The sequence below is a fragment of the Microbacterium sp. M genome, assembly GCF_045181065.1.
Classification (GTDB): domain Bacteria; phylum Actinomycetota; class Actinomycetes; order Actinomycetales; family Microbacteriaceae; genus Microbacterium.
This window is the reverse complement of record NZ_CP173721.1, coordinates 284,948-309,469: the sequence shown is the minus strand read 5'-3', so window position 1 is coordinate 309,469 and position 24,522 is coordinate 284,948. Positions and strand designations below refer to the sequence as shown.

Sequence of the window (24,522 nt, the reverse complement as noted above, 5' to 3'; positions counted from 1 at the left end):
GATCTGTCCAGTGTAGGAACATCTTGTATTGATCGCACGATCAATATGCGGTCGATGGAGATCGAAGGAGACGACATGGGCTGGCGGATGCCTCATGAGGGCGATGCGCACGAGCGCACCTGGATGGCGTTCCCGCGCGCGGGGATCACCCTGGGCGACGGCGCCGAATGGCAGGAGACGGCGTATCGCGCGTGGACGGACACCGCGCTGGCGATCGCCGAGTTCGAGCCGGTCACGATGATCGTCGACCCGACCGAGATGACGCGCGCGAACGACATGCTCGGTTCCGCCGTCGAGATCCTCGAGATGCCGCTGGACGAGTTCTGGATGCGCGACTTCGGCCCCACCTTCGTCCTCGACGACGATCGGCCGGGCGTCCTCGGCGCCGTCGACTGGATCTTCAACGGCTGGGGCGCCCCGGCGTGGGCCCAGTGGCAGGTGTCGGCAGGCGTCGCGCGCACCGTCGCCGAACGCATGAGAGCCGAGCTCATCAGTTCCGTCCTCGTGAACGAGGGCGGTGGCATCCACGTCGACGGCGAGGGGACCGTGCTGCTCACCGAGACCGTGCAGCTCGACCCGAACCGCAACCCGTATGCGGACAAGGTCCGCGTCGAGGCCGAGCTGGAGCGCACGATCGGCACCACGAAGGCCATCTGGCTGCCCCGAGGACTCACCCGCGACTACGACGAATTCGGCACGAACGGGCACGTCGACATCGTCGCCGCGTTCGCCGGTCCCGGCCGCGTGCTGCTGCACCGCCAGGACGACCCGGCGCACCCCGATCACGTCGTCACCCGCGAGCTGAAGGCCTTCCTTCAGGACCAGACGGATGCCGCGGGCCGCCCGCTCGAGATCATCGACGTCCCTGCGCCGGCCGCCCTGCGCGACGACGAGGGGTTCGTCGACTGGAGTTACATCAACCACCTCGTCGTGAACGACGCCGTGATCGCGTGCGGGTTCGGGGAGGGCACCGCCGATGCCCGTGCGAGGGACATCCTCGAGGCCGCCTACCCCGGCCGTCGTGCCGTGACCGTGGATGCGCGCCCGATCTTCGCTCGTGGCGGCGGCATCCACTGCATCACTCAGCAGCAGCCGGCCACGAAGGACGTGTCCGCATGATCGACGTGGTCGAAGCATCCATCGCCGACCTGCGGCGAGCGCTCGAGACGGGTGCGGCCACGAGCGTCGCGTTGGTGCAGGCCTATCTCGCCCGCATCGACGCGTACGACGCGCCCGGCACCGAGACCGCGCTCAACGCGATCGTGGTGCGCAACCCGGACGCGCTCGCGGAGGCGGAGGCATCCGATGCCCGCCGGGCGGCCGGGCACTCGCTCGGCCCGCTGGACGGCATCCCGTACACGGCCAAGGACAGCTACCTCGTCACGGGCCTCACCGCAGCGGCCGGATCGCCTGCATTCGCCGACCTCGTCGCGCAGCGCGACGCGTTCACGATCGAGCGGCTCAGGGCGGGCGGAGCCATCTGCCTCGGCCTGACCAACATGCCACCCATGGCGAACGGCGGCATGCAGCGCGGCGTGTACGGCCGGGCGGAGAGCCCGTACAGCGCCGACTGGCTGACCAGCGCCTTCGGCTCCGGCTCCTCCAACGGGTCCGGCACGGCGACGGCCGCCGGCTTCGCCGCCTTCGGGCTCGGCGAAGAGACCTGGTCGAGCGGCCGGGCACCGGCGTCCTGCAACGCCCTCTGCGCCTACACGCCCAGCCGTGGCGTCATCTCGGTCCGGGGAAACTGGCCGCTCGTGCCCACCATGGACGTCGTCGTGCCGCACACCCGGACGATGGCCGATCTGCTCGAGGTGCTCGACGTGATCGTCGCGGACGACGCCGATGTGCGGGGCGACTTCTGGCGCGCGCAGCCGTGGGTGAGCATCCCCCGGGCCTCCGACGTGCGGCCCGACTCGTACGCAGATCTGGCGGCCGCCGATCTGCGCGGCCGGCGGATCGGCGTCCCGCGCATGTACATCAACGCCGATCCGGATGCCGGGACCGGTACGTCGATCGGCGGCTCCACGGGGCGACGGATCGAGACCCGTCCGTCCGTGCTCACCCTGTGGGAGCGGGCGCGCCGCGACCTGGAGGCCGCCGGCGCAGAGGTCGTCGAGGTGGACTTCCCCGCGGTGACGAACTACGAGGGCGATCGTGCCGGCGCCCCGACGATCGCGACCCGTGGTCTCGTCTCGCCGGAGTTTCTGCACAACGAGATCGTCGACCTCTCGGCCTGGGCGTGGGACGACTTCCTGCGGGCGAACGGCGACCCGCAGCTGTCGAACCTCGCCGACGTGGACGGCGCGCAGATCTTCCCCGCGCCGTCCGGCGCGCTGCCGGATCGCTACGACGGGTTCGACGACGACATCGCCACGTACCCCGCCGTCGTGGAAGCGCATCCCTACGCGCACTTCACCGATATCCCGCATCTCGCCGATGGTGCGCGCGGCCTCGAGGAGACCCGCCGCGTCGATCTGGAGGAGTGGATGGACGGCCTCGGGCTCGGTGCCGTCGCCTTCCCCGCGATGGCAGACATCGGCCCGGCCGACATGGACGTCGACCCGGCCTCGGCCGATGCCGGGTGGCGCAACGGCGTGTGGGTCGCCAACGGCAACCTCGTCCCGCGCCACCTCGGCATCCCGACCGTCACCGTGCCGATGGGGACCATGGACGACATCGGGATGCCGGTTGGCCTGACGTTCGCCGGGCGGGCGTACGACGACACCGCCCTCCTCGCCCTCGGGCTCGCGTTCGAGGCGACCGGACGCCGCCGCACCGAACCGCCGCGGACACCGCGGCTCGCGACGCCGAGTTGAGAACTGGAAGCCGGCTCAGCCGCGCCGGAACCAGCTGCGCCGCCGGGCTTCCGTCGACGTCGGGGCCGGCTCCTGAGACACGGCGACGGGCGTCGATGCCCTGCGGTCGCGCCACGCGGTGATCTCGGCATCCACATCCCGGGTGCGCGTGACGACCGGCGGGCCGCCCGTGAGCTGACGCCGCGCGTCGACCACGCGCTTGTTGAAGTCCTCGAGCACCTCACGGACGTCGCTCTCCCTGCTGAGGGCGTCGAGGTGGTCGTTCAGCTCCCGGTCCTCGGTGCGCAGCAGCAGGGCCGGCGGGCCGAGGCCGGTGAGGTTCTCCGTCTCGATCTTGCGCCGGATCCACCAGTCGGGGTCGTGGTGCGTGCCGAGGCCCTCGAGCGGCTTGCCGGCGCCGGGGAGGTCATCGAATTCACCCCGACGGATAGCGACCTGGATCGCGGTCTCGACGAATTCGTGCTTGTTCTCCGCGGTGAGCTGCATCGGCGCCGACGCGGGCTCGGCATCGGGCTGGTCGGTCTGCCTGGCCCAATAGCGGGCGGCGTTTCCTCGGGGATCGCTCATCGTGCACCTCCGGATTCCGGTCCTTCCAGCCTACGACAGCCGTGTTGCACCCCGCGGCCGTAGGCTCGGAGGGTGACCGCCCGCGCAGCATCCCTGAACCGAGAGATCCTGCGCCTCGCCGTCCCCGCGCTGGGTGCCCTGGTGGCCGAACCCGCCTTCCTCATCGTCGATGCCGCGCTCGTCGGCCATCTCGGGACGACACCGCTCGCCGGGCTCGGGATCGCGGGTGCCGTCCTGCAGACCATCGTCGGGCTCATGATCTTCCTGGCGTACTCGACGACGCCCGCCGTGGCTCGGCGCTTCGGCGCCGGCGACCCCAAGAACGCCGTGTCGGTCGGCATCGACGGCATGTGGCTCGCGCTGGGACTCGGGGCCGTGCTGGCCGTGGCCGGCGCGATGGCGTCGCCGTGGCTGGTGTCGTTGTTCGGCGCATCGGAGGCCGTCGCCGAGCAGGCCGACACATACCTGGCGATCTCGATGTGGGGCCTGCCCGCGATGCTCATCGTCTTCGCCGCCACCGGTCTGCTGCGCGGCATGCAGGACACCGTGACACCGCTGTGGATCGCGGGGCTCGGCTTCGCCGCCAACGCCCTGCTGAACTGGCTGTTCATCTATGGCTGGGGCTGGGGCATCGCCGGATCCGCCGCCGGGACCGTGACGGCGCAGTGGGGCATGGTCGCCGCGTACGTGGTGGTGATCGGCCGACTCGCCCGACGCCACTCGGCGTCGGTGCGACCCCAGCGCGATGGCGTACGAGGTTCCGCTCGCTCCGGCGGGTGGTTGTTCCTGCGGACCGTGAGTCTGCGCGTCGCGCTGCTCGCGACCGTCGGTGTCGCCACCGGCATCGGCACGACCGAACTGGCCGGCTGGCAGGTCGTCTTCACGATCTTCTCGGCCGCGGCCTTCGCCCTGGATGCTCTGGCCATCGCCGCTCAGGCCCTCATCGGCAAGGGGCTCGGCGCCGGGGATGAACGGATGGTTCGCCGCGTGCTCGGCCGGACCGTCGCGTGGGGCGCATGGTTCGGCGTGATCGTCGGAGTCCTGATCGGCGGGCTGTCCGCAGTGATCGGGCTGGCTTTCACCGGGGATGCCGAGGTCGCAGCGCTGATCCAACCGGCGCTGATCGTCCTGGCGGTGGCGCAGCCCGTCGCCGGTGTCGTGTTCGTCCTCGACGGCGTGCTGATGGGTGCCGGCGACGCCCGCTACCTGGCGATCGCCGGCGCCCTCAATCTCGTACCGTTCATCCCCGCGCTGTGGATCATCGCCGCCACGGGCGTCGACGGCACAGCCGGAGTGACCTGGCTCTCCGTGGCCTTCTTCGGCGTGTACCTGCTCGCACGTCTCGTGACGCTCGGGTGGCGCGTCCGGACGGGGTGCTGGCTCACCGCGAACGTGTGACCGGCTCTGCACTGTGAACGCGCTGATGAAGAACGCCTCCGGCGTCGACCGCGGCTGACGCCGAAGGCGCGTCCTCACGCCTCCCGGCTCTCCAGTTCGGCCAGGTGAGCCATCGCGCGGGCGCGAGCCTCGGCATCCTCGTCGGGCGCCGACGGAGCGGACCGGTGCATCGCGTACGCCCATGCGGCCAGTCCGAGCAGCGGGCCCCAGAGCCAGAACGGGAACATCGACATCACGTAGAGCACGTCGAGCCGCCCGGCCGGCGAGAGGACACCCTCGAGGGCGAACTCGATGCCGCCGGAGGTGAACAGCACGCTCACCAGGCTCGCGGGCAGGATCGCCAGGGCCGGCGGTACGACGCGTCCGCCGAGACCGGCCATCCATCGGGGGAATCGCTCGCCCCACGGGCGGACGAGGCCCAGCGTGAGCAGTCCGCCGAAGAGCATCCCGGTGCCGAGCAACAGGCCGGTCACCTGCGTGCCGGGGGACTCCGCGAACATCTCGGCGCCGCCGCCGAACATCGGCCAAGGAGTGAGCCAGGTCAGACGCGCGAACGTGTACGGAACGGAACACAGTGCCGCGATCACGGTGATCGCGACCCGGTGACGCAGCACCCAGCCGGCGAAGGACCCTCTCGCGTCGACGCTGACGCCGATCACCCACGCGAGCAGGCACGCCGCCGTCATCACATGCGCCAGGGACAGCAGCATGGTCGGGAGCATGTCGAGCATGGCGTCCAGGATGCGCGGTACGAGAGGCCCAGCTTCGAGGTTGGCCACGGCGTAGACGACTCCCGCGGCCATCGCCAACGCGACCGGCAATCCGATCCACGGATGGCGGATGGCGAGCAGGACGGTCGCCACGACGATGCCGCCGACGACGAGCAGGGCGAACGTGTAGCCCGCGGCCGGGATCACACCGCCCGGGGTGCCGAAGGCGACGACCGCGGCGATGAGCAGGGCGGCAACGCGCAGAGCCGTGAGACCCGACCTCGCGCGTGGTGATGTGGCGGCGAACACGGCGACGGCGACGGCCCCCAGCGCTGCGCACAGTCCGACGATGGTCTCGGTGGTGCTGCCTCCGAGCCGCGCGAGGAACGTCGGATGGAGATCCTCCGTCCAGGCGACGGCATCGGGGGCCAGCATCCGGAGCAGCGTCACGGCGGCGATGACCGCCCCGCCGAGCACGGCGATGATCAGGAGCAGAGAGCGGATTCGATTCGACATGCCCCCACGCTAGAAACGCGCGCCCTGCACGCACATCACCCGCGGTGACGACCGCGGTCACCCGTGCGGGTGAGTTCGGTCGTTCACTCCCTCGGGCGCAGCACGCCGTTCTCGTAGGCCCAGATCACGACGTGGACGCGATCCGGCAGGCCGAGCTTCGCGAGCACGGCTTTGACGTGGGTCTTCACGGTGTTCGCCGACAGGAACAGCGCCCGCGCGATGTCGTCGTTCGACGCACCCGTGGCGAGGAGGCGGACGACCTCCTTCTCGCGCGGGCTCAGCACGGCCAGCGCCGCATCCGCGTCCGGCGCAGGCGACCCGTCGCGCACGAAGCCGATCATCGCGGCCATCGCGCGCTCGCCGAGCACAGGATCACCCTGTGCGACAGCCACCACGGCATCCGCGACCTCCTGCGGCGCGGCGTCCTTCGTGAGGAACCCGCTGGCTCCGGCACGCACCGCCGCGAACACGTATTCGTCGAGGTCGAACGTCGTCAGCACCAGAACGCGCGTCTGCGGGCGCAGCCGCAGCACCTCCGCCGTCGCCGCGATCCCGTCCGTCCCCGGCATCCGCACATCCATCAGGACCACGTCGACGGCATGACCGCGCACGAACGCGATCGCCTCGTCTCCCGAGCGCACGGCGCCAGCGATCTCGAGCCGCTCGTCACGGCCGAGCATCATCGCGAGCGCCTCGCGCAGCAGATCCTGGTCGTCGGCCAGAAGGACTCGGATCCTCACGATCCGCCCTCCCTCATCGCGGCATCCGCTCGGGGCAGCTCGGCCTTGACCATCCAGCCGCCGGCGTCGCCGCCGGACGCGAGCACCCCGCCGGCCAGTCGCACCCGCTCGGCCAGGCCGACCAATCCGACGCCGGCTCCGAGATCGTTCGCCCGGCGCCCTGCACCGCCGTCGTCGCGGATGATCGCGATCAGTCCGGCGCCGGTCCAGTCCAGCGTCACCATCACCCGAACCGGCGGTTCGGTGTGCCGCAACGCATTGGTCAGCGCCTCGCGCACGACGTGGTGCAGAGCGAGCACGACGACCGGCTCGAGCGTTCCGGCGACGCCGCGTTCTTCGTATTCGACGACGGCCCGCGGGCTGCGCGCGCTCTGGACCAGAGCGCGCACGGCGTCGAGGTCGGGAGCGGGATTGCGGTCTGCGTCGTCCGCGACGATCCCGCGCATGCCGCGCAGAGCTTCCCGCCCCGTGTCGACGACCACGCCGAGGGCCCGATCGCTGGTCTCCGGGTCCTCCCGCAGAAATGCTCTGGCGACTTCGGCCTGGGCGATCATCACCGTCGTCGCGTGGGCGACGAGGTCGTGGAGGTCGCGATTGATCCGCTCCCGCTCCTCGGACACGGCCCGTTGCGTGCGCATGCGCAGCTCCTCGTCCGCACGTTCCCTGCGCAGCCGCTGCAGGATGCCGAGGGCCCACGCCAGGAGGATCGTCGCAGACAGCCCGAGGAACCCGCCGAGCTGCCAGAGCGGATTGTCCAGCCCTGGGGTGGTCAGCACGACGATGACGGATCCCACGATGCCCACGGCGAGCGCGGCAGTGCTGTATCGGCGATCGCACTGGAGTGCGACCTGCCCGAGGGCGAGCAGGTACGCGATCCCCGACGGATACATGGCGGCCGAGTTCACGCCGCCGACCGGGATCATCGCGAGAGCGAGCATGATCGCGCTGCCGACGACGAAAGCCGGCAGCGGCGAGCGGATCGCGACGAACGACAGCGCATGCAGCAGCGCGAACAGCCCGACGGCGAGTACGAGGAGCCAACCGGAGAGTCCCGGGGGCTGCGCGAGTGCGGCGACCGTGGCGGGCAGGAGGATCGCGGCGAGCACCGCGCACGTGATCACGTCGAGCCGCTGCCACGCGCGCGGCGCGTCCCGCGGGACCCGCTGATCCGTCATCACCCGCCCATCCTCTCGCACCGTCCGAGCCGCGTCAGGGTGCGTACCGACGGCACCACTCGTACATGACGACGGCCCCGGCGGCCGATGCGTTGATCGATCGGGTCGATCCGTACTGCGTGATCTCGATGTGGCCGGATGCCGCGGCGAGCGCCTCCTCGGTGAGCCCTGGTCCCTCCTGGCCGAACAGGAGCACGCACCGCTCCGGCAGATCCGCGCGGTGCACCGGCACTGCTTCGCCGACGTTGTCCACCGCGATGATGGGCAGCCCGGCATCCTGTGCCCAGGCGGCGAAGGACGCGACGTCCTCATGGTGGACGACGTGCTGGTAGCGGTCGGTGACCATGGCGCCGCGCTTGTTCCAGCGGCGGCGCCCGATGATGTGGACCGTGTCGGCGAGGAATGCGTTGGCGCTGCGCACGATCGAGCCGATGTTCATGTCGTGCTGCCAGTTCTCGATGGCGACGTGGAACGGGTGCCGCTTCGTGTCGAGGTCGGCGACGATCGCCTCCATCCGCCAGTAGCGGTAGCGGTCGATGACGTTGCGGGTGTCGCCGTGCGCGAGCAGTTCGGGGTCGTACTGGTCGCCTTCCGGCCGTTCTCCTTCCCAGGGGCCGACGCCGTGGGTGCTGCGCTCGGGGGTCTCGCTCACCTCGCCAGCGTAGTCTGGACGCGTGGCATCCCCCGCAGCAGACGACTACCTGAAGACGGTGTACGCGCACACCGAGTGGCAGGATGCCCCGATCACCCCCTCGCAGCTGGCGGCGAAGCTGGGCATCGCGCCGTCCAGCGTGACCGAGATGGTCAAGAAGCTCGCCGCTGCAGGGTTCGTCTCGCACGTGCCGTACGGCGCGGTGCGGCTGACGGATGCCGGACTCGCACGCGCCCTGTCGATGGTGCGGCGCCACCGGCTGATCGAGACCTGGCTCGTCCAGGAGTTCGGCTACGCCTGGGACGAGGTCCACGACGAGGCCGAGGTTCTGGAGCACACCATCAGCGATCGGCTGCTCGAGGGCATCGACGAGCGCCTGGGCCGGCCTCGGTTCGACCCGCACGGCGATGCGATACCGGATGCCGCCGGCAGCGTCGAACGGGTCCCGTTCGTGCTCCTGGCCGATGCGCCTGACGGCCACACCGGGCGCGTGCTGCGCGTCGACGACCGCGACCCCGAGCTGCTGCGCGCTCTGGAAGCGTGCGGCCTCGGGGTCGGCCACGCGGTCGCCGTGAACGCCGGCGCAGTGACGATCGACGGCGCATCCGCTGATCTCCCCGACGGCGCCGCGGACGTCGTCTGGATCAGCGCGTAACCCCCGCCCCCTAGGCTGAGCACATGGCAGAACGCACCGAGATCGAATGCTGGCTCACCGACATGGACGGCGTGCTCGTCCATGAGAACGACGCCATCCCCGGAGCATCCGAACTGCTCGCCGGCTGGGAGGCCGCCGGAACCCCGTATCTGGTGCTGACGAACAACTCGATCTTCACGGCGCGCGACCTCTCCGCCCGCCTGCGCGCGAGCGGTCTGAGCGTCCCGGAGGACCGCATCTGGACCTCGGCGCTGGCCACGGCATCCTTCCTGCAGCAGCAGGTCCCTGGCGGCTCCGCGTTCGTCATCGGCGAGGCCGGCATCCTCACCGCCCTGCATGAGGCCGGATTCGTCATGACCGAGACCGCCCCGGACTTCGTCGTCGTCGGCGAGACGCGCAACTACTCGTTCGAGGCCATCACGAAGGCCATCCGCCTCATCAACGGCGGCGCGCGCTTCATCGTCACGAACCCCGATGCGACCGGCCCGAGCGCCGACGGTCCGCTGCCGGCGACCGGCGCGATCGCGGCCCTCATCACCAAGGCCACGGGCAAGGAGCCCTATGTCGTCGGCAAGCCGAACCCGATGATGTTCCGCTCGGCGCTCAACAAGATCGGAGCGCACTCCAAGCGCACCGGCATGATCGGCGACCGCATGGACACCGACGTCGTCGCGGGCATCGAGGCCGGCCTGCACACCGTGCTCGTGCTCACCGGCATCAGCGACCGCGCCGAGATCGAGAAGTACCCGTTCCGCCCGGATGAGGTCGTGAACTCGGTCGCGGATCTGCTCCCAGAGGGCTGACATGGGCGCCCTCGACGACGGCGAGCGCATCCGCGCGGCGGATGCCGCGACCTGGCGCTCCTGGCTCGAGGCGAACCACACCCGTGCTGCCGGTGTCTGGCTGCTCAGCGTCCGCGGCGGCAGCGCCGAGGGCGTCGGCTACGAGGATGCCGTCCGGCACGCCCTGTGCTTCGGCTGGATCGACGGGCCGGTGCGCACCTTCGACGACGCCACGGTCGGTCAGTGGTTCTCGCCGCGCCGCCCGTCCAGCGGGTGGGCCGCAACCAACAAGGCGCGCCTCGCAGAGCTCGAGGCCGCCGGTCTGATCGCACCAGCCGGGCTCCGGGCGATCGAGGCCGCCAAGGCGAACGGCTCGTGGACGATGCTCGACGGCCCCGAAGCGGGTATCGAACCGGACGAGTTCGCGGCCGCACTGGACGCCCTGCCCGCCGCGCGCGCGAACTGGGACGCATTCCCCAAGTCCGTGAAGAAGTTCGGCCTCACGCACATCGCGATGGCGAAGAGGCCCGAGACCCAGGCTGCCCGCATCGCGAAGATCGTGGCGGATGCCGCGGAAGGAAAGCGCCCATGAATCAGAGCGACATGCTGTTCTTCGTGCTGATCCTGATCGGGATCTCGTCACTCACGCTCGTCACCGTGCAGCTGCTCAAGCGCCCGAAGCGGGACGATCGCGGGGACTGGTACGAGGGTCCCTGGGACGACGACGACCGTCCGAGGCGCTGACGAAGTCGACAGCGGAATCGGATCTAAGTAAAGGATAATCGCCTAACCTATGCTTAGATGGCCTGATGGTTGACGATCAGCAGGGCAATGGTTGGCCGGCCATCATCTACGAGACGTTGCCGTGGCGGCGATCAGGTGACGAGGTCGCGTCCCGCCGCACGCTTCGTCGCGTCACCGACCGATACGAAGCAGCAGTGCCGCCCCTGATCCGCAACACGGACGTGGCGCTCGAATCCGACACCCTGGCCGGCGCCGATGAGGCCAGCCACGCGCTCGCCAGGTTCGATGCTGAAGCAGGGGCGTTCATCGCCCCGTTTCCCTCTATCCTGCTCCGCTCGGAATCCTCATCGAGCTCCGAGGTCGAGAACCTGACGGCGGGAGCAAAACAGGTCGCGCTGGCCGCGATCGGCGCTTCCCGTTCCGCGAACGCACGCCTCGTCGTCGCAAACGCACGCGCCATGGACTCCGCCCTCGCCCTCAGCGCCGAGCTGACGGAGGATGCGGTGATCGCGATGCATCGGGCCCTGCTCGCCGACAGTGCACCGAACGCAGTGGGACAGTGGCGCGACGAACAGGTGTGGATCGGCGGGGGAGCGATCTCGCCCCACGCGGCCGACTTCGTCCCCCCGCACCATTCGCGGATTCCCGCGCTGATGCGCGATCTGCTGGATTTCGCAGATCGCACTGACGTCCCCGTCCTCGCGCAGGCCGCGATCGCCCATGCGCAGTTCGAGACGATCCACCCGTTCCCCGACGGCAACGGGCGCACCGGACGAGCGCTCATCCACGCGATGCTGCGACGCAGTGCACTGACCCGAAACGTCACCGTTCCGGTCTCGGCCGGGCTGCTGCATTCCCCGCAGTCCTACTTCGAGGCGCTCACCGACTACCGCGCAGGGGACGTCGACGCGATCGTGCACGCGATCACGAACGCGACGTTCGCCGCGATCGGAAACGGACGCCATCTGGTGCGCGAGATCCAGGAAGCCCGGTCCCGCTGGTCCGACGCCGTTCGGGCGCGCGCGGACTCCTCCGCGCATCGCCTGATGGACCTCCTGCTCGCGCAGCCGGTGATCACCGTGAAGACGGCGAGCGCTGCACTCGACGTCAGTGAAGCAGCGGCCAACACCGCCGTGAACCGTCTCGCCGAATCCGGCATCCTCACGCAGGCAGGAGGCGCCACCCGCTACCGCATCTGGCAGGCGGGTGATGTCATCGACGCCCTCGATGCGTTCGCCGACCGCGCCCGGCGCGGGCGCGTCTGAGCATCCGGCCGTCAGCCGGATGCTGCGCCGACCGCTCGCCCGACCTGGGACGCGTTCCCGTGCTGATCATCAACGGCATCTCATCGCTGACGCCGTGGCCGCGTACGGGGAACGTCAGCGCCGTCGAGCGATGATGAGCCCGTCCCAGCCTTTGACGCCGACCGTCTGGATCGCGGTGGCATCGAGACCGGGATGTGCGGCGATGTCACGCGTGACCGCCTGAACCCCCTGCACGCGAGGGTCATCGCTGTCCACCTGCGCGACCGCGCCATTGCGCACGACGTTGTCGATGACGATGACGGCCCCCGATTCCGTGAGCTGCAGCGCCGCCGCGAGATAGGCGGGGTTGCTGGGCTTGTCGGCGTCGATGAACACCAGGTCGAAGGGCTCGGCCTGCTCCGCGATAAGCCGCTGTGCGGAGTCACCCGCCGGGCCGACGAGAACATCGATTCGGTCCATCAGATCGGCCCGCTCGAAGTTCTTGCGCGCGACTTCGGCGTTCTGCTCCTCGAGCTCTAGCGTCACCACCCGTCCGTGGTCCCCGACGGCACGAGCGAGCCAGATCGTCGAGTAGCCGGCGAGGGTGCCGAACTCCAGGACTCGACGCGCACCGACCACCTGCGCGAGCAGGCCGAGCAGGGCGCCCTGATTCGGCGCCACCTCGGCATTCGGCATGGTCGTCTCCGCCCCGGACTGTCGGGCAGCGACGAGAGCAGGATCCTCGGGTGTCAGGTGTCGCGCGAAGTAATCGTCGACGTCGTGCCATGCCGTTGCCGACTCGTACCTGTTCACCGGCGTTGCGCCGAGGGAGTTCTGTGTCATATCTCCATCTTCTCCGTCAGGCGAGCGTGAGGCTCGCGACACTCGCGACCGGCTCCGGCATCCGCAGCGGACCCGCACCCGGGGTGATCGTCCCGAGGATGCGGGGCGCGCGCGCTCCCGTGCCGCCGGGCACGACGGCGGGGATGCCGTGCATCGTGCACCAGCCGATCAGGGCGAACAGGATCGCCTCCTTGGCGTCGGCCGAGGCACCGAGTTCGTCGGCCAGGACGACCTCGACCTCGGGGAGCACATCGCGCAGCCCCCGCATGATGAGCGGGTTGCGGCATCCGCCTCCGGAGACCGCGAGGAAACCGATACCCGCGCGGCGGATGTCGGCCGCGACGGTACGGACCGTCAGCTCGGTGAGGGTCCGAACGAGATCGGCGACCGGAATCGCCCGCCCCAGCTCGGCGACAGCGGCCCGGACATAGTCGAGGTGGAAGTGCTCCTTGCCCGTGCTCTTGGGCGCCGGCAGCCCGTAGTACGCGTCGGCGAGGAGTGCGTCGAGCAGCGGCACGTCGATCCGGCCGGAGCGCGCGATCACGGCATCCTCGTCGTAGCCGAGTTCATTCAGGTGCTCGTCGGTGACCACCGCATCGACCAGCGCGTTCGCCGGACCGATGTCGTACGCCGAGACCGCGCCATCGCCGACGACGGTGATGTTCGCGATGCCGCCGAGATTCAGTGCGGCCGACGTTCCCGCCCGATCGCGCAGCAGCAATTCGTCGAGGAACGACACGAGCGGCGCGCCGTGTCCGCCCGCCGTGATGTCGCGGATGCGGACGTCCGAGATCACCGGCACCCCGAGCCGCTCGGCGATCCAGGCCGGCTGCCCGATCTGCAGCGTTCCGCGGGCGTGATCGCCCTCGACCCAGTGGAAGACGGTCTGGCCGTGGGTGCAGACGGCGTCGACTCCCCCGACGGATGCCGCGGCTTCCGCTGCCACCTCGGCGAAAGCCTGGCCGATCAGCGTGTCGAGTTCGCAGACCTCGGCCAGCGTGGTCGGCGCGGGGGGAAGGGCGGCCACCAGCCTGGCGCGCAGCTCGGGCGCGTACGGGATGCTGTCTTCGTACAGCACCCGGCCGTGCAGCCGTCCGTCCGATTCGGCGAAGTCGACGACGGCGACGTCGATCCCGTCGTGCGAGGTGCCGGAGAGCAGGCCGAGAACGCGCATCCGATGTCCTTCCGTCGTGTCCTCCGAGCCTACGACGGATTTGTCAGGACTCCTGCCGAATGCTGTCGCCGCGTCTGACCGTCACCGTTCCGGGGGCCGACACGCCAGATGTCGGACCGAATCCGCCGAAACGTCCGACAGGTGGCGTGTCAGCCCCCGCGCAGGCGGTGGACGAGGGCGGAGTCACGCCCTCGTCCACGACCCGACTCAGCGCCGAGAGGTCACGATCAGTGCCTTTTCGATCACCGAGCCATCGGCTCGGGTCACCGCGATCGTGTATTCCCCGGCCGCGAGGTTGCCGGGCACGGGGACCCGACGGCTGACGTCACCGGCACCGTCCGCCGTGACCTTCTTGGCACCGACCCGATCCGCGACGAGATCCACCGTCAACCGCTCACCGGCGTCGAAGCCGGAGCCGGTGACGAGCAGCGATCCCCCCGCGGCGATCGAGGTCTGCCCCAGCTCGATGGTCGGCTGCGGTGCCGGCTCCGGCACGTCCCACATCGTCGGGATGAGCGGTGTCACGGTGATGCTCTCGATCGTCGCGGCTCCCCCTTCGGACCACGCGGTGATCTCGTCCGCACCCGCTGTCGGGAACACCTGGTCCGTCATCGTGAGCATTCCGTCGTCGGCGAAGAGCTCCACGGACGCTCGATCGAGATAGACCTCGAGCGTGATCATCCCGCCGTCGAGCGCGAGCGGGGCGTCGTCGATCGACGCGAACGCAGGGTGGAAGTCGGCGTTCCCGGAGTCGGTGCGGTCGATGAAGACCCGCTCCGCCTCCGCGTCGTAGCCGATCCTCGTTCCACTGTCTCCATCGGAGAACACCGTGATCCCCGCGCGCTGTGCGCCGTCGGGCCGCAAGGAGAACTCGACCTTCGCGACGTCGCCGGACAGGTCGAGACCCGTGGCACCGTCGACGGTCACGCCGGATCGGGTCTGTGCGGATGCGGCGTCCAGCTGCGCGTCGATCTGGGAGACGACCTGCTGCCGCAGGCGTGGACCGTCAGGAGTGTCCACGAGCACGACCTCCCGCGGCAGAGTCATCGAGCTTCGCCAGGTCGACGTCGGGATGTCGCCGGCGTAGTCCCAGTTGTTCATCCAGCCCTGCATGATGCGCGAGCCCGATGGCGTGCCGAAGTACGAGACGGCGGCGTAGTAGTCGCGGCCCCAGTCGAGCCAGTCGTACCCCTCCGCAGCGGTGCGCTGCGGAGCATCCGAGAACATCACCTGATCGACCAGGATGTGTCCCCAGCCGAACCGGTTGTTGTCGACGATCCGGATCGTGGCCTCCCCTCCGATGAGGTCGCGCACATCCCACGAGACCCAGTCGAGGTTCTCACTGTTCGCCCCTGTGGCCGTGCGCACGACTTCACCATCGACGACCAGGCTCACGCTCGTCTCATCGGAGCGGAGCTGCGCAGGCTCGTCGCCGACGACGACGTGGTCGAGGGTGAGGTGTCCCCAGCCTCCGGTGGCCTCGTCACGTATCCGCAGCTGCGCCTCCTGGCCCGCGAACTCGGCGACGTCCCACGACGACCACTGCAGCAGACCACTGTTCGCGCCGGTCGCGGTGCGCACGACCTGGTCGTCCACGACGAGTTCGAGTTGCAGAGTCCCGTCCGCTCGCTGTCCGCCCCCGATGAGGAACGAGAGGTGAGCTCCGTCGAGCGCGAAGGTCGGCGACGTCATGGTGCCCGTGTTGCCATCGGCGTTCGGACCGCCCTCGATCGTGTTGATGCGCTTGGCGCCGAGATAGTAGTCGCCGCCGCGCGTCGAGGGGTTCAGCGCCGGGTCGATCGCGAAGTCGCCGGTGAGCTCCCAGCCCGTGGTCTGCAGGTTCTCGTCGTCGGCGAGTTCGAAATCGAACACGACCCGGCCCTGCGGCGGTGTGTTCTCCAATTGAGCACCGGGCACATGCGGGTGCTTCCCCCCGCCGACGAGGAGATTGACGTAATCGTCGTCGATCGTGAAGGCCGGAGACTCGAGTGAGCCGACGGTGCCGTCGTGGCCGATGAAGCCGTTCACGAGCCCGTCGCCGAGATACCCCGTGACCGCCATCTGGCCGTCCAGCGTGCCCGAGGCCGGCGCGATTCCCCACGGACCGTCCGCCGCGCTGTCCGGGTCGTCGGACACCGTCCAGCCCTCGTAGTCTCCGCCGTCGAACCCGGCGAAGAGCTCGCCGGGTACCAGTTCGAGCGGCCCGTCGGTGGACTCGGATGCGAACGTCACGCCGTCGAATTCGCCGACGAAGTACTGGCCTCCACTTCCTCCGTTCACGTGGCCGGGGTTGAGGTTCACGACCATGACCCACTTCGACTCGCCCGGGTCGCCGTCGACAGGAAGCTCGAACAGGTCGGGGCACTCCCAGATGCCGCTGGTCGCGTTAGCCGGACCGAAGTCCGACAGATGCTCCCACGATTTCAGATCCGTGCTCTTGTAGAGCACGACCTTGTGGTCGGTCGCCTCGACGGCGGTCATGACCCAGTACGCGCCGGCCGGACCGTCGTACCAGAACACCTTCGGATCACGGAAGTTCGCGGAGTTCCGGTCGAGAACGGGGTTGCCCTCGTACTTCGTCCACGTCTGCCCCTCGTCCAGGCTGTAGGCGAGCGACTGCGCCTGGATACCCGGATGCTCGGGATGCCGGGACGTGTACGCGGACGTGTAGACGGCGACGAGCGGGCTGGAGCCCTCCGGGCCGAAGCCTGCGGAGTTCTCGGCGTCGACGACGATCGACCCGGAGAAGATGTCCTCGATCGACGCGCCGGTCTCGTCGACGGTCTGCGGGATCGCCAGCGGCTGCTCCTCCCAATGCAGCAGATCCGGAGAGGTGGCGTGCCCCCAGCTCATGTTGCCCCAGGTCGTGCCCTGCGGATTGTGCTGGAAGAACAGGTGATAGGTCCCGTCGACGAAGACCATGCCATTGGGATCGTTCATCCAGTTCTTCTCCGGCGTGAAGTGAACCAGCGGGCGGTACTGCTCGTCCTCGGGCGGTGCATCCGCGGCCAGCGCGGGTGCGGTGATACCGCCCAGCACCGTCGCCGCAGCGATCGTCAGCGCACCCGTCGTGCGGATCCAGCGGGGGATCGACCTCCGGCGAAGCGGGCGGTCGGATGAGTACGTCATCTGCTCTCCTTCGTGCAGCGTCGAATGATTGACATCGATGTCAGAACATCGGAGCCGACCATAGACGCTGTCCGGCGGACAACGCAACCGCCCTCCTGGCTCAGTGCGGTGGAAGCTCTCCGCTGCCTCGAGCGATGAGCGTCGTCGGCACGACGATCCGTCGAGGTTCGCCGCCGGTCCCGTCCAAAAGGGCGAAAACGCGTTCCGCTGCCGCCCGCCCGATCTCCTGAGGGTCCTGCGCGACGACGGAGACCCCCGGATCCATGAGGTCGGCGAGCGGAAGGTCGTCGAACCCGACCAGTGCCGTCGTGTGCTCGAGGCCGAGCTCGCGCAACGCATGCAGCACGCCGAGCGTGATCAGGTTCTGCGCACTGAAGATCGCTGTCGGCGGCTCGCCGGACGCCATCAGACGGTGGACGGCGTCGCGCGCCTGTTGCGCATCGTGCAGCTCGGCGACGAGGCTCGCATCGCCGGTGGGGATACCTGCAGCCCCCAGGGCATCGAAGAAGCCCTGGTGACGCTGCGCGGCGGTGATGAGGTCCATCCGGTCCACGAGCAGTGCGATGCGCCGGTGTCCGTGGTCGATCAGATGCTGGGTCGCTCGCCTGGCGCCATCACGATTGTCGCTGGCGACCGTGTCGAGTCCGCCCATGAGCGGTTCCCGGTCGACGTAGACGACCGGTATCCCGCGATCGCGGATCTGCTCGAGGTAGTCCGGAGTCGCCCTGGCTGCGGTGAGGATGAGCGCGTCCACTCGACGTTGGAGGAAGTTGCGCACGGCATCTCCCTCGCGACTCGGATCGTCATCGAGGCTGGACGCGAACACCGAGACGCCTCGGTCCGCGGCCGCATCCTCGACGGCGCGATGGATCGCTCCGGAGAACGGGTTGTCCACGCTGCCGACGAGCAGCCCAAGGGTACGGGTGCGGCCGTCCGCTCGCCGAAGACTCCCGGCCTGCAGATCGGGCTGATAGTCCAGCGCTCGCACGGCATCCCACACCTTCGCCGCAGTGGCCTCGGCGACATTCGGTTCGCCATTGATCACGCGGGAGACGGTCTTGATGCCGACTCCTGCGAGCGAGGCGACATGCTTCATGGTGGCGCGCGGCCGCACGTACTGACGGCTCTCCGTCGGTGGCTTCGTTGTCACAGCTGGTCACCCATTCCGCTCGATGCCTTGACTGTAGCTCAGAAGTGGACTACAACTGGCTCCTGACATCGTTGTCATAGAGGCGACGACAGCCGAGAGGAATTCAAAGATGAAGCTCACCACCCGAACCAGCCGCACGCTGATGGCGACCTTTGCCGCCTCCGCCGGACTCGCGATCGCCCTCACCGGATGCTCGACGGGCAGCACCCCCGGTGGCGACACCGCCGACGACACGATCGGCGTCTCCCTGATCGTGAAGACCAACTCCAATCCGTTCTTCGTCGCCATGCAGGAGGGCGCGAAGGCCGCGGCCGAAGAAGACGGCGTCTCCCTGACGCTGGCCGCCGGCAAGGAGGACGGCGATGAGGACACCCAGATCCAGGCCATCGAGGCCGCGATCTCCAAGGGCGACAAGGGGATCCTGATCACCCCCAACGGCCCCGCCGTCCTCGACGCGATCGCGAAGGCACGAGATGCAGGCATCTACGTCATCGCGCTGGACACCGTCCCCGACCCGGCCGACGCCGTGGACATCACTTTCGCCACGGACAACTACCTGGCCGGCGAGTACATCGGCGAGTGGACCGCGGCCAAGCTCGACGGAGCGGATGCCGTCATCGGGCTCATCGACCTCTTCGACGACAAGTCGGTCAGCGTCGACTACAACCGCGACCAGGGCTTCCTGGCCGGCATGGGCATCGATCTCGCCGACGAGCAGGTCAACGGCGACGAGGAGTCCACCGGCTCGTACTCGGGCGGCACTTACGAGATCGTCGGCAACGAGGCATCCCAGGGGGCCGAGGACGGCGGCCGGACCGCGATGGAGAACCTGCTCGCCAAGAACCCGGACATCAACGTCGTCTACACGATCAACGAACCGGCGGCGTACGGCGCCTACCAGGCGCTGGAGGCCGCGGGCAAGAGCGACGACGACGTCCTGATCGTCTCGATCGACGGCGGCTGCGCCGGCGTCGGTCAGGTCGAAGAAGGCATCATCGACGCCACCAGCCAGCAGTACCCCGTGAAGATGGCCGAGCTCGGCGTGCAGGCGATCGCCGAACTGGTGAACGACGGCACGAAGCCCGAGACGACGGACGGCCTGGACTTCTTCAACACCGGCGTCGCGCTCGTCACCGACCAGCCCGTCGACGGCGTCGAGTCCATCGACACCGCCGAAGCAGCCGACCTGTGCTGGGGCGGCGAGTAAGCACCGCTGCGGATGCCGCAGCGGTGACCGATCGCCGCGGCGGCATCCTCCCGACTTCAGGAAGTGACACCATGACCCAAGAAGCTCCCACCTCTACCCTGGATCTCGCCGCCGAGTTCCTCGACCGGCGCACACCCGTCGATCGCGTCCGCGGCATCCTGCACCGCTACCCCGCGATCAGCCCGGCGGTGGTCCTCGTGATCGCCGTCATCGTGTTCGGCGCGATCAACCCGCGTTTCTTCGCCGCAGCCAACCTGTCGCTGGTCCTCGATCAGGTCTCCGTGGTCGGCACAGTCGCCATCGCTCAGACGCTGATCATCCTCACCGCCGGAATCGACCTGTCGGTCGGCGCACTGATGATCGGCACCTCGATGGTCATGGCGCAGACGGCGGCGAACAACGGCCTGCCCGCGCCACTCGCCCTGCTGATCGGCCTCGTCGCCGCGCTCGCAGCCGGTGCGCTGAACGGCCTGCTGGTCACCCGCGTGAAGCTGCCCCCGTTCATCGCGACGCTCGGAACGTTCAACGTCTTCATCGCCCTGACCCTGCTCTACAGCGGCGGCCAGACGGTGCGGAAGGCCGACATGCCCGAGCTGCTCACGTGGACGGCCACGGCACTGCCGATCGGCGACGTCCGGCTCACGGTCGGCGTCGTGATCATGCTCGCGCTGTACGCACTGGTGGCGTACGTCCTCGGACGCACCGCGTGGGGACGCCACGTCTACGCCGTCGGCGACGACGAGGATGCGGCCCGACTCGCCGGAATCTCGACGAAGAAGGTGCTGCTGAGCGTATACATCGCCGCGGGCGCCATCCTCGCGGTGGCGGCCTGGATCCAGATCGGACGCTCCGGGGCGGCGAGCCCCAACGCAGGTGCCGACCTGAACCTCGATTCCATCACCGCGGTCGTCATCGGAGGCACATCCCTCTTCGGTGGCCGCGGTCTCATCTGGGGCACGCTGCTGGGCGCGATCATCGTCGGCGTCTTCCGCAACGGCCTCTTCCTCGCCGGGGTCGACGGGCTGTATCAGACGCTCGCCATCGGCATCCTCGTCATCGTCGCGGTCGCCATCGACCAGTGGATCAGGAAGGTACGCAAATGACCGAGACAGTTCAGGCCCCGCATCAGGCCCCCGTGCCGAGCGGCGCCCCCGCGCTCGAGGCGAAGCGCCTCGTGAAGACCTTCGGCCGCGTGGTCGGTCTCGACGGCGTCAGCCTGCAGCTGTACGCGGGCGAGGTCCTCGCCGTCATCGGCGACAACGGCGCCGGCAAGTCCACGCTCATCAAGTGCCTCACCGGCGCCTACATCCCCGACGAGGGAAAGCTGTTCCTTGACGGACAAGAAGTGCACTTCAAGCGCCCGCAGGACGCCCGCAATGCCGGCATCGAAACCGTGTACCAGAACCTCGCCGTCTCGCCGGCTCTGGACGTCGCCTCGAATCTGTATCTCGGTCGGGAGCGCCGCAAGAGCGGAATCCTCGGGTCGGTGTTCCGTGCGCTCGACACCGCAGGCATGCGCAAGGATGCCCGCGAGCAGGTGCTGAAGCTCGGCATCTCCACGCTGCAGGACGTCACGGTCTCGGTCGAGAATCTCTCCGGCGGGCAGCGCCAGGCCGTGGCCGTGGCGCGCGCTGCGGCGTTCGGCTCGAAGGTCGTGGTCCTCGACGAGCCGACCGCCGCGCTCGGTGTGCGCGAATCGAATCAGGTTCTCGAGCTCATCGAGAACCTGCGGGGGAACGGCATCCCCGTCATCCTCATCTCGCACAACATGCCGCACGTGTTCCAGGTGGCCGACCGCATCCACGTGCAGCGGCTCGGCAAGCGGGCCGCGACCATCACGCCGCAGTCGCACAGCATGACGGACGCCGTGGCGATCATGACCGGAGCAGCGCAGGCATGAACGAACAGGTGGCGCTCTATGCCGAGTTCACGGCGATCCCGGGCGCGGCAGCCGAGGTCGAGGCGCTGATCCTCGCTTATGCGGAGGTCGTGCGCGCGGAACCGGGCAACGTCGTGTTCGAGGTCTTTCGGCGGGTGGAATCCCCGGAGACGTTCGTGGTCTTCGAGACGTACCGCGATCGCGACGGTTTCGCCGCGCACCTCGAAGCGGAGCCGGGGAGGGTGTTCAACGCGAAGCTGACCCCTCTGATCGTCGAGCCGCACAGCTCGTTGTCCTTCCTGACCCCGATCGGAGCGCCGTGACCCGCGCAGAGGTGCTCGTCGTCGGCGAGGCTCTCGTCGACGTCGTCCATCGAGCAGACGGACAGGTCGACGAGACCCCCGGCGGCAGCCCCGCCAACGTCGCGCTCGCCCTCGGACGCCTGGGCGTCGGACCACGGCTGTTGACGCACCTCGGCGACGATGCGCGCGGCGATCGGATCCGGCGCTGGCTGGAGGATTCCGGTGTCGAGGTGACGTCCGTGCCCGCGGTGCGCACGGCGACGGCGACCGCGCACCTCGACGTGAACGGTTCGGCCCGGTACGCCTTCGACATCGGCTGGGACGTGGACCCGGATGCCGCGCGCGACCGATCCGCGCCTCCCGCGCTCGTGCACGCCGGTTCGATCGCCACCTTCCTCGAGCCCGGTGCGGAGAAGGTGCGACGCATGCTCACCGATCTCCGCGAGACATCGCTGCTCACCTATGACCCGAACATCCGCCCTTCGCTGCTCGGTGCGCGCTCCGGCGCCCGCCGGCAGAGCGAGAGCTTCATCACGCTCAGCGACCTCGTCAAGGCAAGCGATGAGGACCTCGCCTGGCTCTATCCCGGTGCTGGCCCCCTGGATACGGCTCGCTCCTGGGTGGCGGCCGGCGCCGCCGTGGTCGTGGTGACGCTCGGGCCGTACGGAGCCGTCGCCGTCACCGCCGACGTCGAAGCGCGGATCGCCGGGCATCCCACCGAGGTCGTCGACACCGTCGGTGCCGGTGACACCTTCATGGCCGCCCTGATCGCGGGTCTCGTGGACCGCGGATACCAGGGGGCGGAGGCGCGCGAGCGCCTGCGACGCGTCGATGCGGACACCCTGCGGAGCCTGCTGACCCTCGGCGCGCACGCGGCCGCGATCACCGTGTCCCGTCCCGGCGCAGATCCTCCGCGCCGGGACGAGCTCCCGAAGGGCGCCTATCCGGCAGCCGGCGCAGAGAGCCGTTCCCGGACGTCCTCACGGTCCGTGAGCGCGAGCGCGTCCTGACGCGCCTGCTCGAGGACGTCATCGATGCGCACGCGGACACCGGTCTCGGCGGACTGCACGGCCGCCTCGACCATCGCGAGGCTGCGCAGATTGTCGCCCGCGGCGTTCTCCGGCGCGCGGCCGATGCGCAGGGCCGCGACGAACGCCGCCAAGGACCCCGCGAGCTCCTGCGCGGAGGCGTCGATCTCCGCGGAAACCGGCTCCCCGGCATCCGGCCGGTGCACGACCGGCGCACCCTCGCCGTCCCACTCGGCCGAGCCGTCCGCGGCGCTCACGCGCCACGACCCGTTCCAGGACGTCTCGAGTCCGGGGGCGCACCAGCTGCCGTCGTAGACGTAGCGGGCGCCGCCCGCGAACTCGAACACCGCCACGGCGTTCGCCGCACCGTCGTACCAGCTCCACTCGGGGTTGTACTCCTCGCAGTACACCGAGACGGGCTCCGCATTCAGCACGTACCGCGCGGCATCGAAGGCGTGGATCGCCATGTCCACGAGCAGGACGTGCGGCATCTGCTCGCGGAAGCCGCCGAAGTGCGGAGCCTTGAAGAAGTCGGTGCGCACTGTGCCGATCGTCCCGAGCTCCGCGACCTCGCGGCGCAGCGCCCGCAATTCGGGGAAGAAACGCCGAGACTGGCTGATCATCAGCAGCTCCCCCGCCGCCTCCGCGATCGCCGCCTGCACCATCGCCGTGGCCACGGTCGGCGCCGCCGGCTTCTCGCACAGCACGGGGAGACCTGCCTCCAGCGCCTCACGGTTCACGACGAGGTGCGCTTCGGGAACCGTGACGTTGACGACGGCATCCGCCGACGTGATCCTGGCGACCTCAGCCGCGCTGCGGCCGATCTCCACACCCTCGAGTCCGGCATCCGCGATGGCGGCCCGTGCGGTGTCGAGGTCCAGATCCACCAGACCGACCAGCTCGACGTCGGGATTCGCCGTGATCGCGCGCAGCCAGGCGCGTCCCATGCCGCCGGCGCCGACCTGCACGAGCCGCAGCGGTCGATCCCCCTCGAGCGTGCGGAACCCCGTCATCGCTCCATCGCTCCCTGGTAGCCCTGGCCGTTGTAGAAGTCCTCACGCTCGTAGCGCAGCAGCACCGGGCTGGTGCGCTCCGGGCGCAGGGTCTTCGCCCACTCGACGGCGTTCGAGATGACCTTGCGCACCTCGGCCTGGTGATAGACCGGGTAATCCTGGTCGCCGGGGCTGAAGAAGAAGATCTTCCCGAACCCGCGCCGATAGGTCATGCCGCTGCGGAAGACCTCGCCACCCGAGAACGTGGACAGGAACACCAGTTCGTCTGGAGCCGGCACGTCGAAGAACTCGCCGTACATCTCCTGTACCGGGATGATGAACGGATGCGGGATGCCCTGCGCGATCGGATGCGTGGGGTCGACGGTCCACACGATCTCGCGGTCGTCCTTCGAGCGCCAGCGCAGCGTGCACGACGTGCCCATCAGCTTGCCGAAGATCTTCGACCAGTGCCCGGAGTGCAGCACGAGCAGCCCCATCCCGGCGAGGACGTGCCGGTGCACGCGCTCGACGATCTCGTCCGCGACCTCGCCGTGGGCGGCATGCCCCCACCAGACGAGCACGTCCGTGTTCGCGAGCAGCTCCTCGGTCAGGCCGTGCTCCGGGTCGTCGAGCGTGACGGTGGTGACGACCGCTCGCTCCGCGAGGTTCTCCTCGATGCCCTCCTTGATCGTGGTGTGCATCCCGTGCGGATAGATGTCGCGCACCTTCTGCTCGACCTGCTCGTGGCGGTTCTCGCCCCAGACGACGACGCGGATGGGGTGTTCGGCGGTGGTCATTCTCGATGCTCCTTGTGTT

General features: G+C 69.3%; 24 protein-coding genes. 13 read left to right on the top strand and 11 right to left on the bottom strand.

What is annotated here, in order from left to right:
* Positions 1 to 75: 75 nt before the first annotated feature.
* On the top strand, positions 76 to 1,119 hold the full coding sequence (locus tag ACI7YT_RS01505) for an agmatine/peptidylarginine deiminase (protein WP_406250651.1): 1,044 nt from the start codon (positions 76 to 78) through the stop codon (positions 1,117 to 1,119).
* Positions 1,116 to 2,819: an amidase gene (locus tag ACI7YT_RS01500; protein WP_406248512.1), complete on the top strand. Its 1,704-nt coding sequence runs from the start codon at positions 1,116 to 1,118 to the stop codon at positions 2,817 to 2,819. The genes ACI7YT_RS01505 and ACI7YT_RS01500 overlap by 4 nt, the downstream gene beginning before the upstream one ends.
* A gap of 15 nt (positions 2,820 to 2,834) precedes the next feature.
* On the opposite strand, the gene ACI7YT_RS01495 is transcribed toward ACI7YT_RS01500, so the two are convergent.
* A complete protein-coding gene (locus ACI7YT_RS01495; protein WP_406248510.1) occupies positions 2,835 to 3,386 on the bottom strand; it encodes a DUF1992 domain-containing protein in 552 nt (183 codons plus the stop codon).
* Between the two features lie 72 nt (positions 3,387 to 3,458).
* Between ACI7YT_RS01495 and ACI7YT_RS01490 the strand changes: the two genes are divergently transcribed.
* Positions 3,459 to 4,784, top strand: a complete 1,326-nt coding sequence (locus tag ACI7YT_RS01490) for an MATE family efflux transporter (RefSeq protein WP_406248508.1) — start codon at positions 3,459 to 3,461, stop codon at positions 4,782 to 4,784.
* Positions 4,785 to 4,858: 74 nt separating this feature from the next.
* On the opposite strand, the gene ACI7YT_RS01485 is transcribed toward ACI7YT_RS01490, so the two are convergent.
* The 4 genes from ACI7YT_RS01485 to ACI7YT_RS01470 form a co-directional block, all read right to left on the bottom strand.
* Positions 4,859 to 6,010 carry a hypothetical protein gene (locus ACI7YT_RS01485; protein WP_406248506.1) on the bottom strand — a complete coding sequence of 384 codons (1,152 nt, stop codon included), beginning with the start codon at positions 6,008 to 6,010 and terminating at the stop codon, positions 4,859 to 4,861.
* 83 nt (positions 6,011 to 6,093) lie between these two features.
* Positions 6,094 to 6,750 (bottom strand): response regulator, encoded by a 657-nt coding sequence (locus ACI7YT_RS01480; RefSeq protein WP_406248504.1) that lies wholly within the window; start codon positions 6,748 to 6,750, stop codon positions 6,094 to 6,096.
* Positions 6,747 to 7,925 carry a sensor histidine kinase gene (locus ACI7YT_RS01475; RefSeq protein ID WP_406248502.1) on the bottom strand — a complete coding sequence of 393 codons (1,179 nt, stop codon included), beginning with the start codon at positions 7,923 to 7,925 and terminating at the stop codon, positions 6,747 to 6,749. Before ACI7YT_RS01475 ends, ACI7YT_RS01480 begins: the two co-directional genes overlap by 4 nt.
* Positions 7,926 to 7,959: 34 nt before the next feature.
* On the bottom strand, positions 7,960 to 8,577 hold the full coding sequence (locus ACI7YT_RS01470; RefSeq protein WP_406248500.1) for a TrmH family RNA methyltransferase: 618 nt from the start codon (positions 8,575 to 8,577) through the stop codon (positions 7,960 to 7,962).
* A 22-nt stretch (positions 8,578 to 8,599) separates the two neighbouring features.
* On the opposite strand from ACI7YT_RS01470, the gene ACI7YT_RS01465 reads away from it, so the two are divergent.
* The 5 genes from ACI7YT_RS01465 to ACI7YT_RS01445 all read left to right on the top strand — a co-directional run bounded on the left by ACI7YT_RS01465 (position 8,600) and on the right by ACI7YT_RS01445 (position 12,023).
* Positions 8,600 to 9,232 (top strand): metal-dependent transcriptional regulator, encoded by a 633-nt coding sequence (locus ACI7YT_RS01465; RefSeq protein WP_406248499.1) that lies wholly within the window; start codon positions 8,600 to 8,602, stop codon positions 9,230 to 9,232.
* A 23-nt stretch (positions 9,233 to 9,255) separates the two neighbouring features.
* On the top strand, positions 9,256 to 10,035 hold the full coding sequence (locus ACI7YT_RS01460) for an HAD-IIA family hydrolase (RefSeq protein WP_406248497.1): 780 nt from the start codon (positions 9,256 to 9,258) through the stop codon (positions 10,033 to 10,035).
* Position 10,036: 1 nt separating this feature from the next.
* Positions 10,037 to 10,606 carry a YdeI family protein gene (locus ACI7YT_RS01455; protein ID WP_406248495.1) on the top strand — a complete coding sequence of 190 codons (570 nt, stop codon included), beginning with the start codon at positions 10,037 to 10,039 and terminating at the stop codon, positions 10,604 to 10,606.
* Positions 10,603 to 10,758 (top strand): hypothetical protein, encoded by a 156-nt coding sequence (locus ACI7YT_RS01450; RefSeq protein WP_406248493.1) that lies wholly within the window; start codon positions 10,603 to 10,605, stop codon positions 10,756 to 10,758. Before ACI7YT_RS01455 ends, ACI7YT_RS01450 begins: the two co-directional genes overlap by 4 nt.
* Positions 10,759 to 10,823: 65 nt before the next feature.
* Positions 10,824 to 12,023: a Fic family protein gene (locus ACI7YT_RS01445; protein WP_406248491.1), complete on the top strand. Its 1,200-nt coding sequence runs from the start codon at positions 10,824 to 10,826 to the stop codon at positions 12,021 to 12,023.
* Positions 12,024 to 12,137: 114 nt separating this feature from the next.
* Here the strand turns inward: ACI7YT_RS01445 and ACI7YT_RS01440 are convergent, their stop codons facing one another.
* From ACI7YT_RS01440 to ACI7YT_RS01425, 4 genes are all read right to left on the bottom strand, one after another.
* The gene (locus tag ACI7YT_RS01440) at positions 12,138 to 12,845 is read right to left on the bottom strand and encodes an O-methyltransferase (protein ID WP_406248489.1); all 708 of its coding nucleotides are present in this window, start codon (positions 12,843 to 12,845) and stop codon (positions 12,138 to 12,140) included.
* Positions 12,846 to 12,861: 16 nt separating this feature from the next.
* Positions 12,862 to 14,019 carry an anhydro-N-acetylmuramic acid kinase gene (locus ACI7YT_RS01435; protein WP_406248487.1) on the bottom strand — a complete coding sequence of 386 codons (1,158 nt, stop codon included), beginning with the start codon at positions 14,017 to 14,019 and terminating at the stop codon, positions 12,862 to 12,864.
* Between the two features lie 207 nt (positions 14,020 to 14,226).
* On the bottom strand, positions 14,227 to 17,148 hold the full coding sequence (locus ACI7YT_RS01430; RefSeq protein WP_406248485.1) for a GH32 C-terminal domain-containing protein: 2,922 nt from the start codon (positions 17,146 to 17,148) through the stop codon (positions 14,227 to 14,229).
* Between the two features lie 100 nt (positions 17,149 to 17,248).
* Entirely contained in the window at positions 17,249 to 18,298 is a 1,050-nt protein-coding gene (locus ACI7YT_RS01425; RefSeq protein ID WP_406248484.1) for a LacI family DNA-binding transcriptional regulator, read from the bottom strand.
* Between the two features lie 109 nt (positions 18,299 to 18,407).
* Between ACI7YT_RS01425 and ACI7YT_RS01420 the strand changes: the two genes are divergently transcribed.
* The 5 genes from ACI7YT_RS01420 to ACI7YT_RS01400 all read left to right on the top strand — a co-directional run bounded on the left by ACI7YT_RS01420 (position 18,408) and on the right by ACI7YT_RS01400 (position 22,696).
* The gene (locus tag ACI7YT_RS01420; protein ID WP_406248482.1) at positions 18,408 to 19,505 is read left to right on the top strand and encodes a substrate-binding domain-containing protein; all 1,098 of its coding nucleotides are present in this window, start codon (positions 18,408 to 18,410) and stop codon (positions 19,503 to 19,505) included.
* 71 nt (positions 19,506 to 19,576) lie between these two features.
* Positions 19,577 to 20,608 carry an ABC transporter permease gene (locus tag ACI7YT_RS01415; RefSeq protein ID WP_406248480.1) on the top strand — a complete coding sequence of 344 codons (1,032 nt, stop codon included), beginning with the start codon at positions 19,577 to 19,579 and terminating at the stop codon, positions 20,606 to 20,608.
* A complete protein-coding gene (locus ACI7YT_RS01410) occupies positions 20,605 to 21,405 on the top strand; it encodes an ATP-binding cassette domain-containing protein (RefSeq protein ID WP_406248479.1) in 801 nt (266 codons plus the stop codon). Before ACI7YT_RS01415 ends, ACI7YT_RS01410 begins: the two co-directional genes overlap by 4 nt.
* Positions 21,402 to 21,707, top strand: coding sequence for a putative quinol monooxygenase (locus tag ACI7YT_RS01405; RefSeq protein WP_406248477.1), 306 nt, complete (start codon positions 21,402 to 21,404; stop codon positions 21,705 to 21,707). The genes ACI7YT_RS01410 and ACI7YT_RS01405 overlap by 4 nt, the downstream gene beginning before the upstream one ends.
* Positions 21,704 to 22,696 carry a carbohydrate kinase gene (locus ACI7YT_RS01400; protein ID WP_406248476.1) on the top strand — a complete coding sequence of 331 codons (993 nt, stop codon included), beginning with the start codon at positions 21,704 to 21,706 and terminating at the stop codon, positions 22,694 to 22,696. Before ACI7YT_RS01405 ends, ACI7YT_RS01400 begins: the two co-directional genes overlap by 4 nt.
* Here ACI7YT_RS01400 and ACI7YT_RS01395 read toward each other — a convergent pair.
* A complete protein-coding gene (locus tag ACI7YT_RS01395; RefSeq protein WP_406248474.1) occupies positions 22,627 to 23,727 on the bottom strand; it encodes a Gfo/Idh/MocA family protein in 1,101 nt (366 codons plus the stop codon). The two genes, ACI7YT_RS01400 and ACI7YT_RS01395, sit on opposite strands and share 70 nt — an antisense overlap.
* On the bottom strand, positions 23,724 to 24,503 hold the full coding sequence (locus ACI7YT_RS01390; RefSeq protein ID WP_406248472.1) for a ThuA domain-containing protein: 780 nt from the start codon (positions 24,501 to 24,503) through the stop codon (positions 23,724 to 23,726). The genes ACI7YT_RS01395 and ACI7YT_RS01390 overlap by 4 nt, the downstream gene beginning before the upstream one ends.
* Positions 24,504 to 24,522: the final 19 nt, after the last annotated feature.

What these genes read in the sequence shown, in the direction of transcription:
- ACI7YT_RS01505 (WP_406250651.1), top strand. Translation starts at nt 76, where the DNA reads ATGGGCTGGCGGATGCCTCATGAGGGCGATGCGCACGAGCGCACCTGG.
- ACI7YT_RS01500 (WP_406248512.1), top strand. Translation starts at nt 1,116, where the DNA reads ATGATCGACGTGGTCGAAGCATCCATCGCCGACCTGCGGCGAGCGCTC.
- ACI7YT_RS01495 (WP_406248510.1), bottom strand. Translation starts at nt 3,386, where the DNA reads ATGAGCGATCCCCGAGGAAACGCCGCCCGCTATTGGGCCAGGCAGACC.
- ACI7YT_RS01485 (WP_406248506.1), bottom strand. Translation starts at nt 6,010, where the DNA reads ATGTCGAATCGAATCCGCTCTCTGCTCCTGATCATCGCCGTGCTCGGC.
- ACI7YT_RS01475 (WP_406248502.1), bottom strand. Translation starts at nt 7,925, where the DNA reads ATGACGGATCAGCGGGTCCCGCGGGACGCGCCGCGCGCGTGGCAGCGG.
- ACI7YT_RS01460 (WP_406248497.1), top strand. Translation starts at nt 9,256, where the DNA reads ATGGCAGAACGCACCGAGATCGAATGCTGGCTCACCGACATGGACGGC.
- ACI7YT_RS01455 (WP_406248495.1), top strand. Translation starts at nt 10,037, where the DNA reads ATGGGCGCCCTCGACGACGGCGAGCGCATCCGCGCGGCGGATGCCGCG.
- ACI7YT_RS01450 (WP_406248493.1), top strand. Translation starts at nt 10,603, where the DNA reads ATGAATCAGAGCGACATGCTGTTCTTCGTGCTGATCCTGATCGGGATC.
- ACI7YT_RS01445 (WP_406248491.1), top strand. Translation starts at nt 10,824, where the DNA reads ATGGTTGACGATCAGCAGGGCAATGGTTGGCCGGCCATCATCTACGAG.
- ACI7YT_RS01440 (WP_406248489.1), bottom strand. Translation starts at nt 12,845, where the DNA reads ATGACACAGAACTCCCTCGGCGCAACGCCGGTGAACAGGTACGAGTCG.
- ACI7YT_RS01435 (WP_406248487.1), bottom strand. Translation starts at nt 14,019, where the DNA reads ATGCGCGTTCTCGGCCTGCTCTCCGGCACCTCGCACGACGGGATCGAC.
- ACI7YT_RS01430 (WP_406248485.1), bottom strand. Translation starts at nt 17,148, where the DNA reads ATGACGTACTCATCCGACCGCCCGCTTCGCCGGAGGTCGATCCCCCGC.
- ACI7YT_RS01420 (WP_406248482.1), top strand. Translation starts at nt 18,408, where the DNA reads ATGAAGCTCACCACCCGAACCAGCCGCACGCTGATGGCGACCTTTGCC.
- ACI7YT_RS01415 (WP_406248480.1), top strand. Translation starts at nt 19,577, where the DNA reads ATGACCCAAGAAGCTCCCACCTCTACCCTGGATCTCGCCGCCGAGTTC.
- ACI7YT_RS01410 (WP_406248479.1), top strand. Translation starts at nt 20,605, where the DNA reads ATGACCGAGACAGTTCAGGCCCCGCATCAGGCCCCCGTGCCGAGCGGC.
- ACI7YT_RS01405 (WP_406248477.1), top strand. Translation starts at nt 21,402, where the DNA reads ATGAACGAACAGGTGGCGCTCTATGCCGAGTTCACGGCGATCCCGGGC.
- ACI7YT_RS01395 (WP_406248474.1), bottom strand. Translation starts at nt 23,727, where the DNA reads ATGACGGGGTTCCGCACGCTCGAGGGGGATCGACCGCTGCGGCTCGTG.
- ACI7YT_RS01390 (WP_406248472.1), bottom strand. Translation starts at nt 24,503, where the DNA reads ATGACCACCGCCGAACACCCCATCCGCGTCGTCGTCTGGGGCGAGAAC.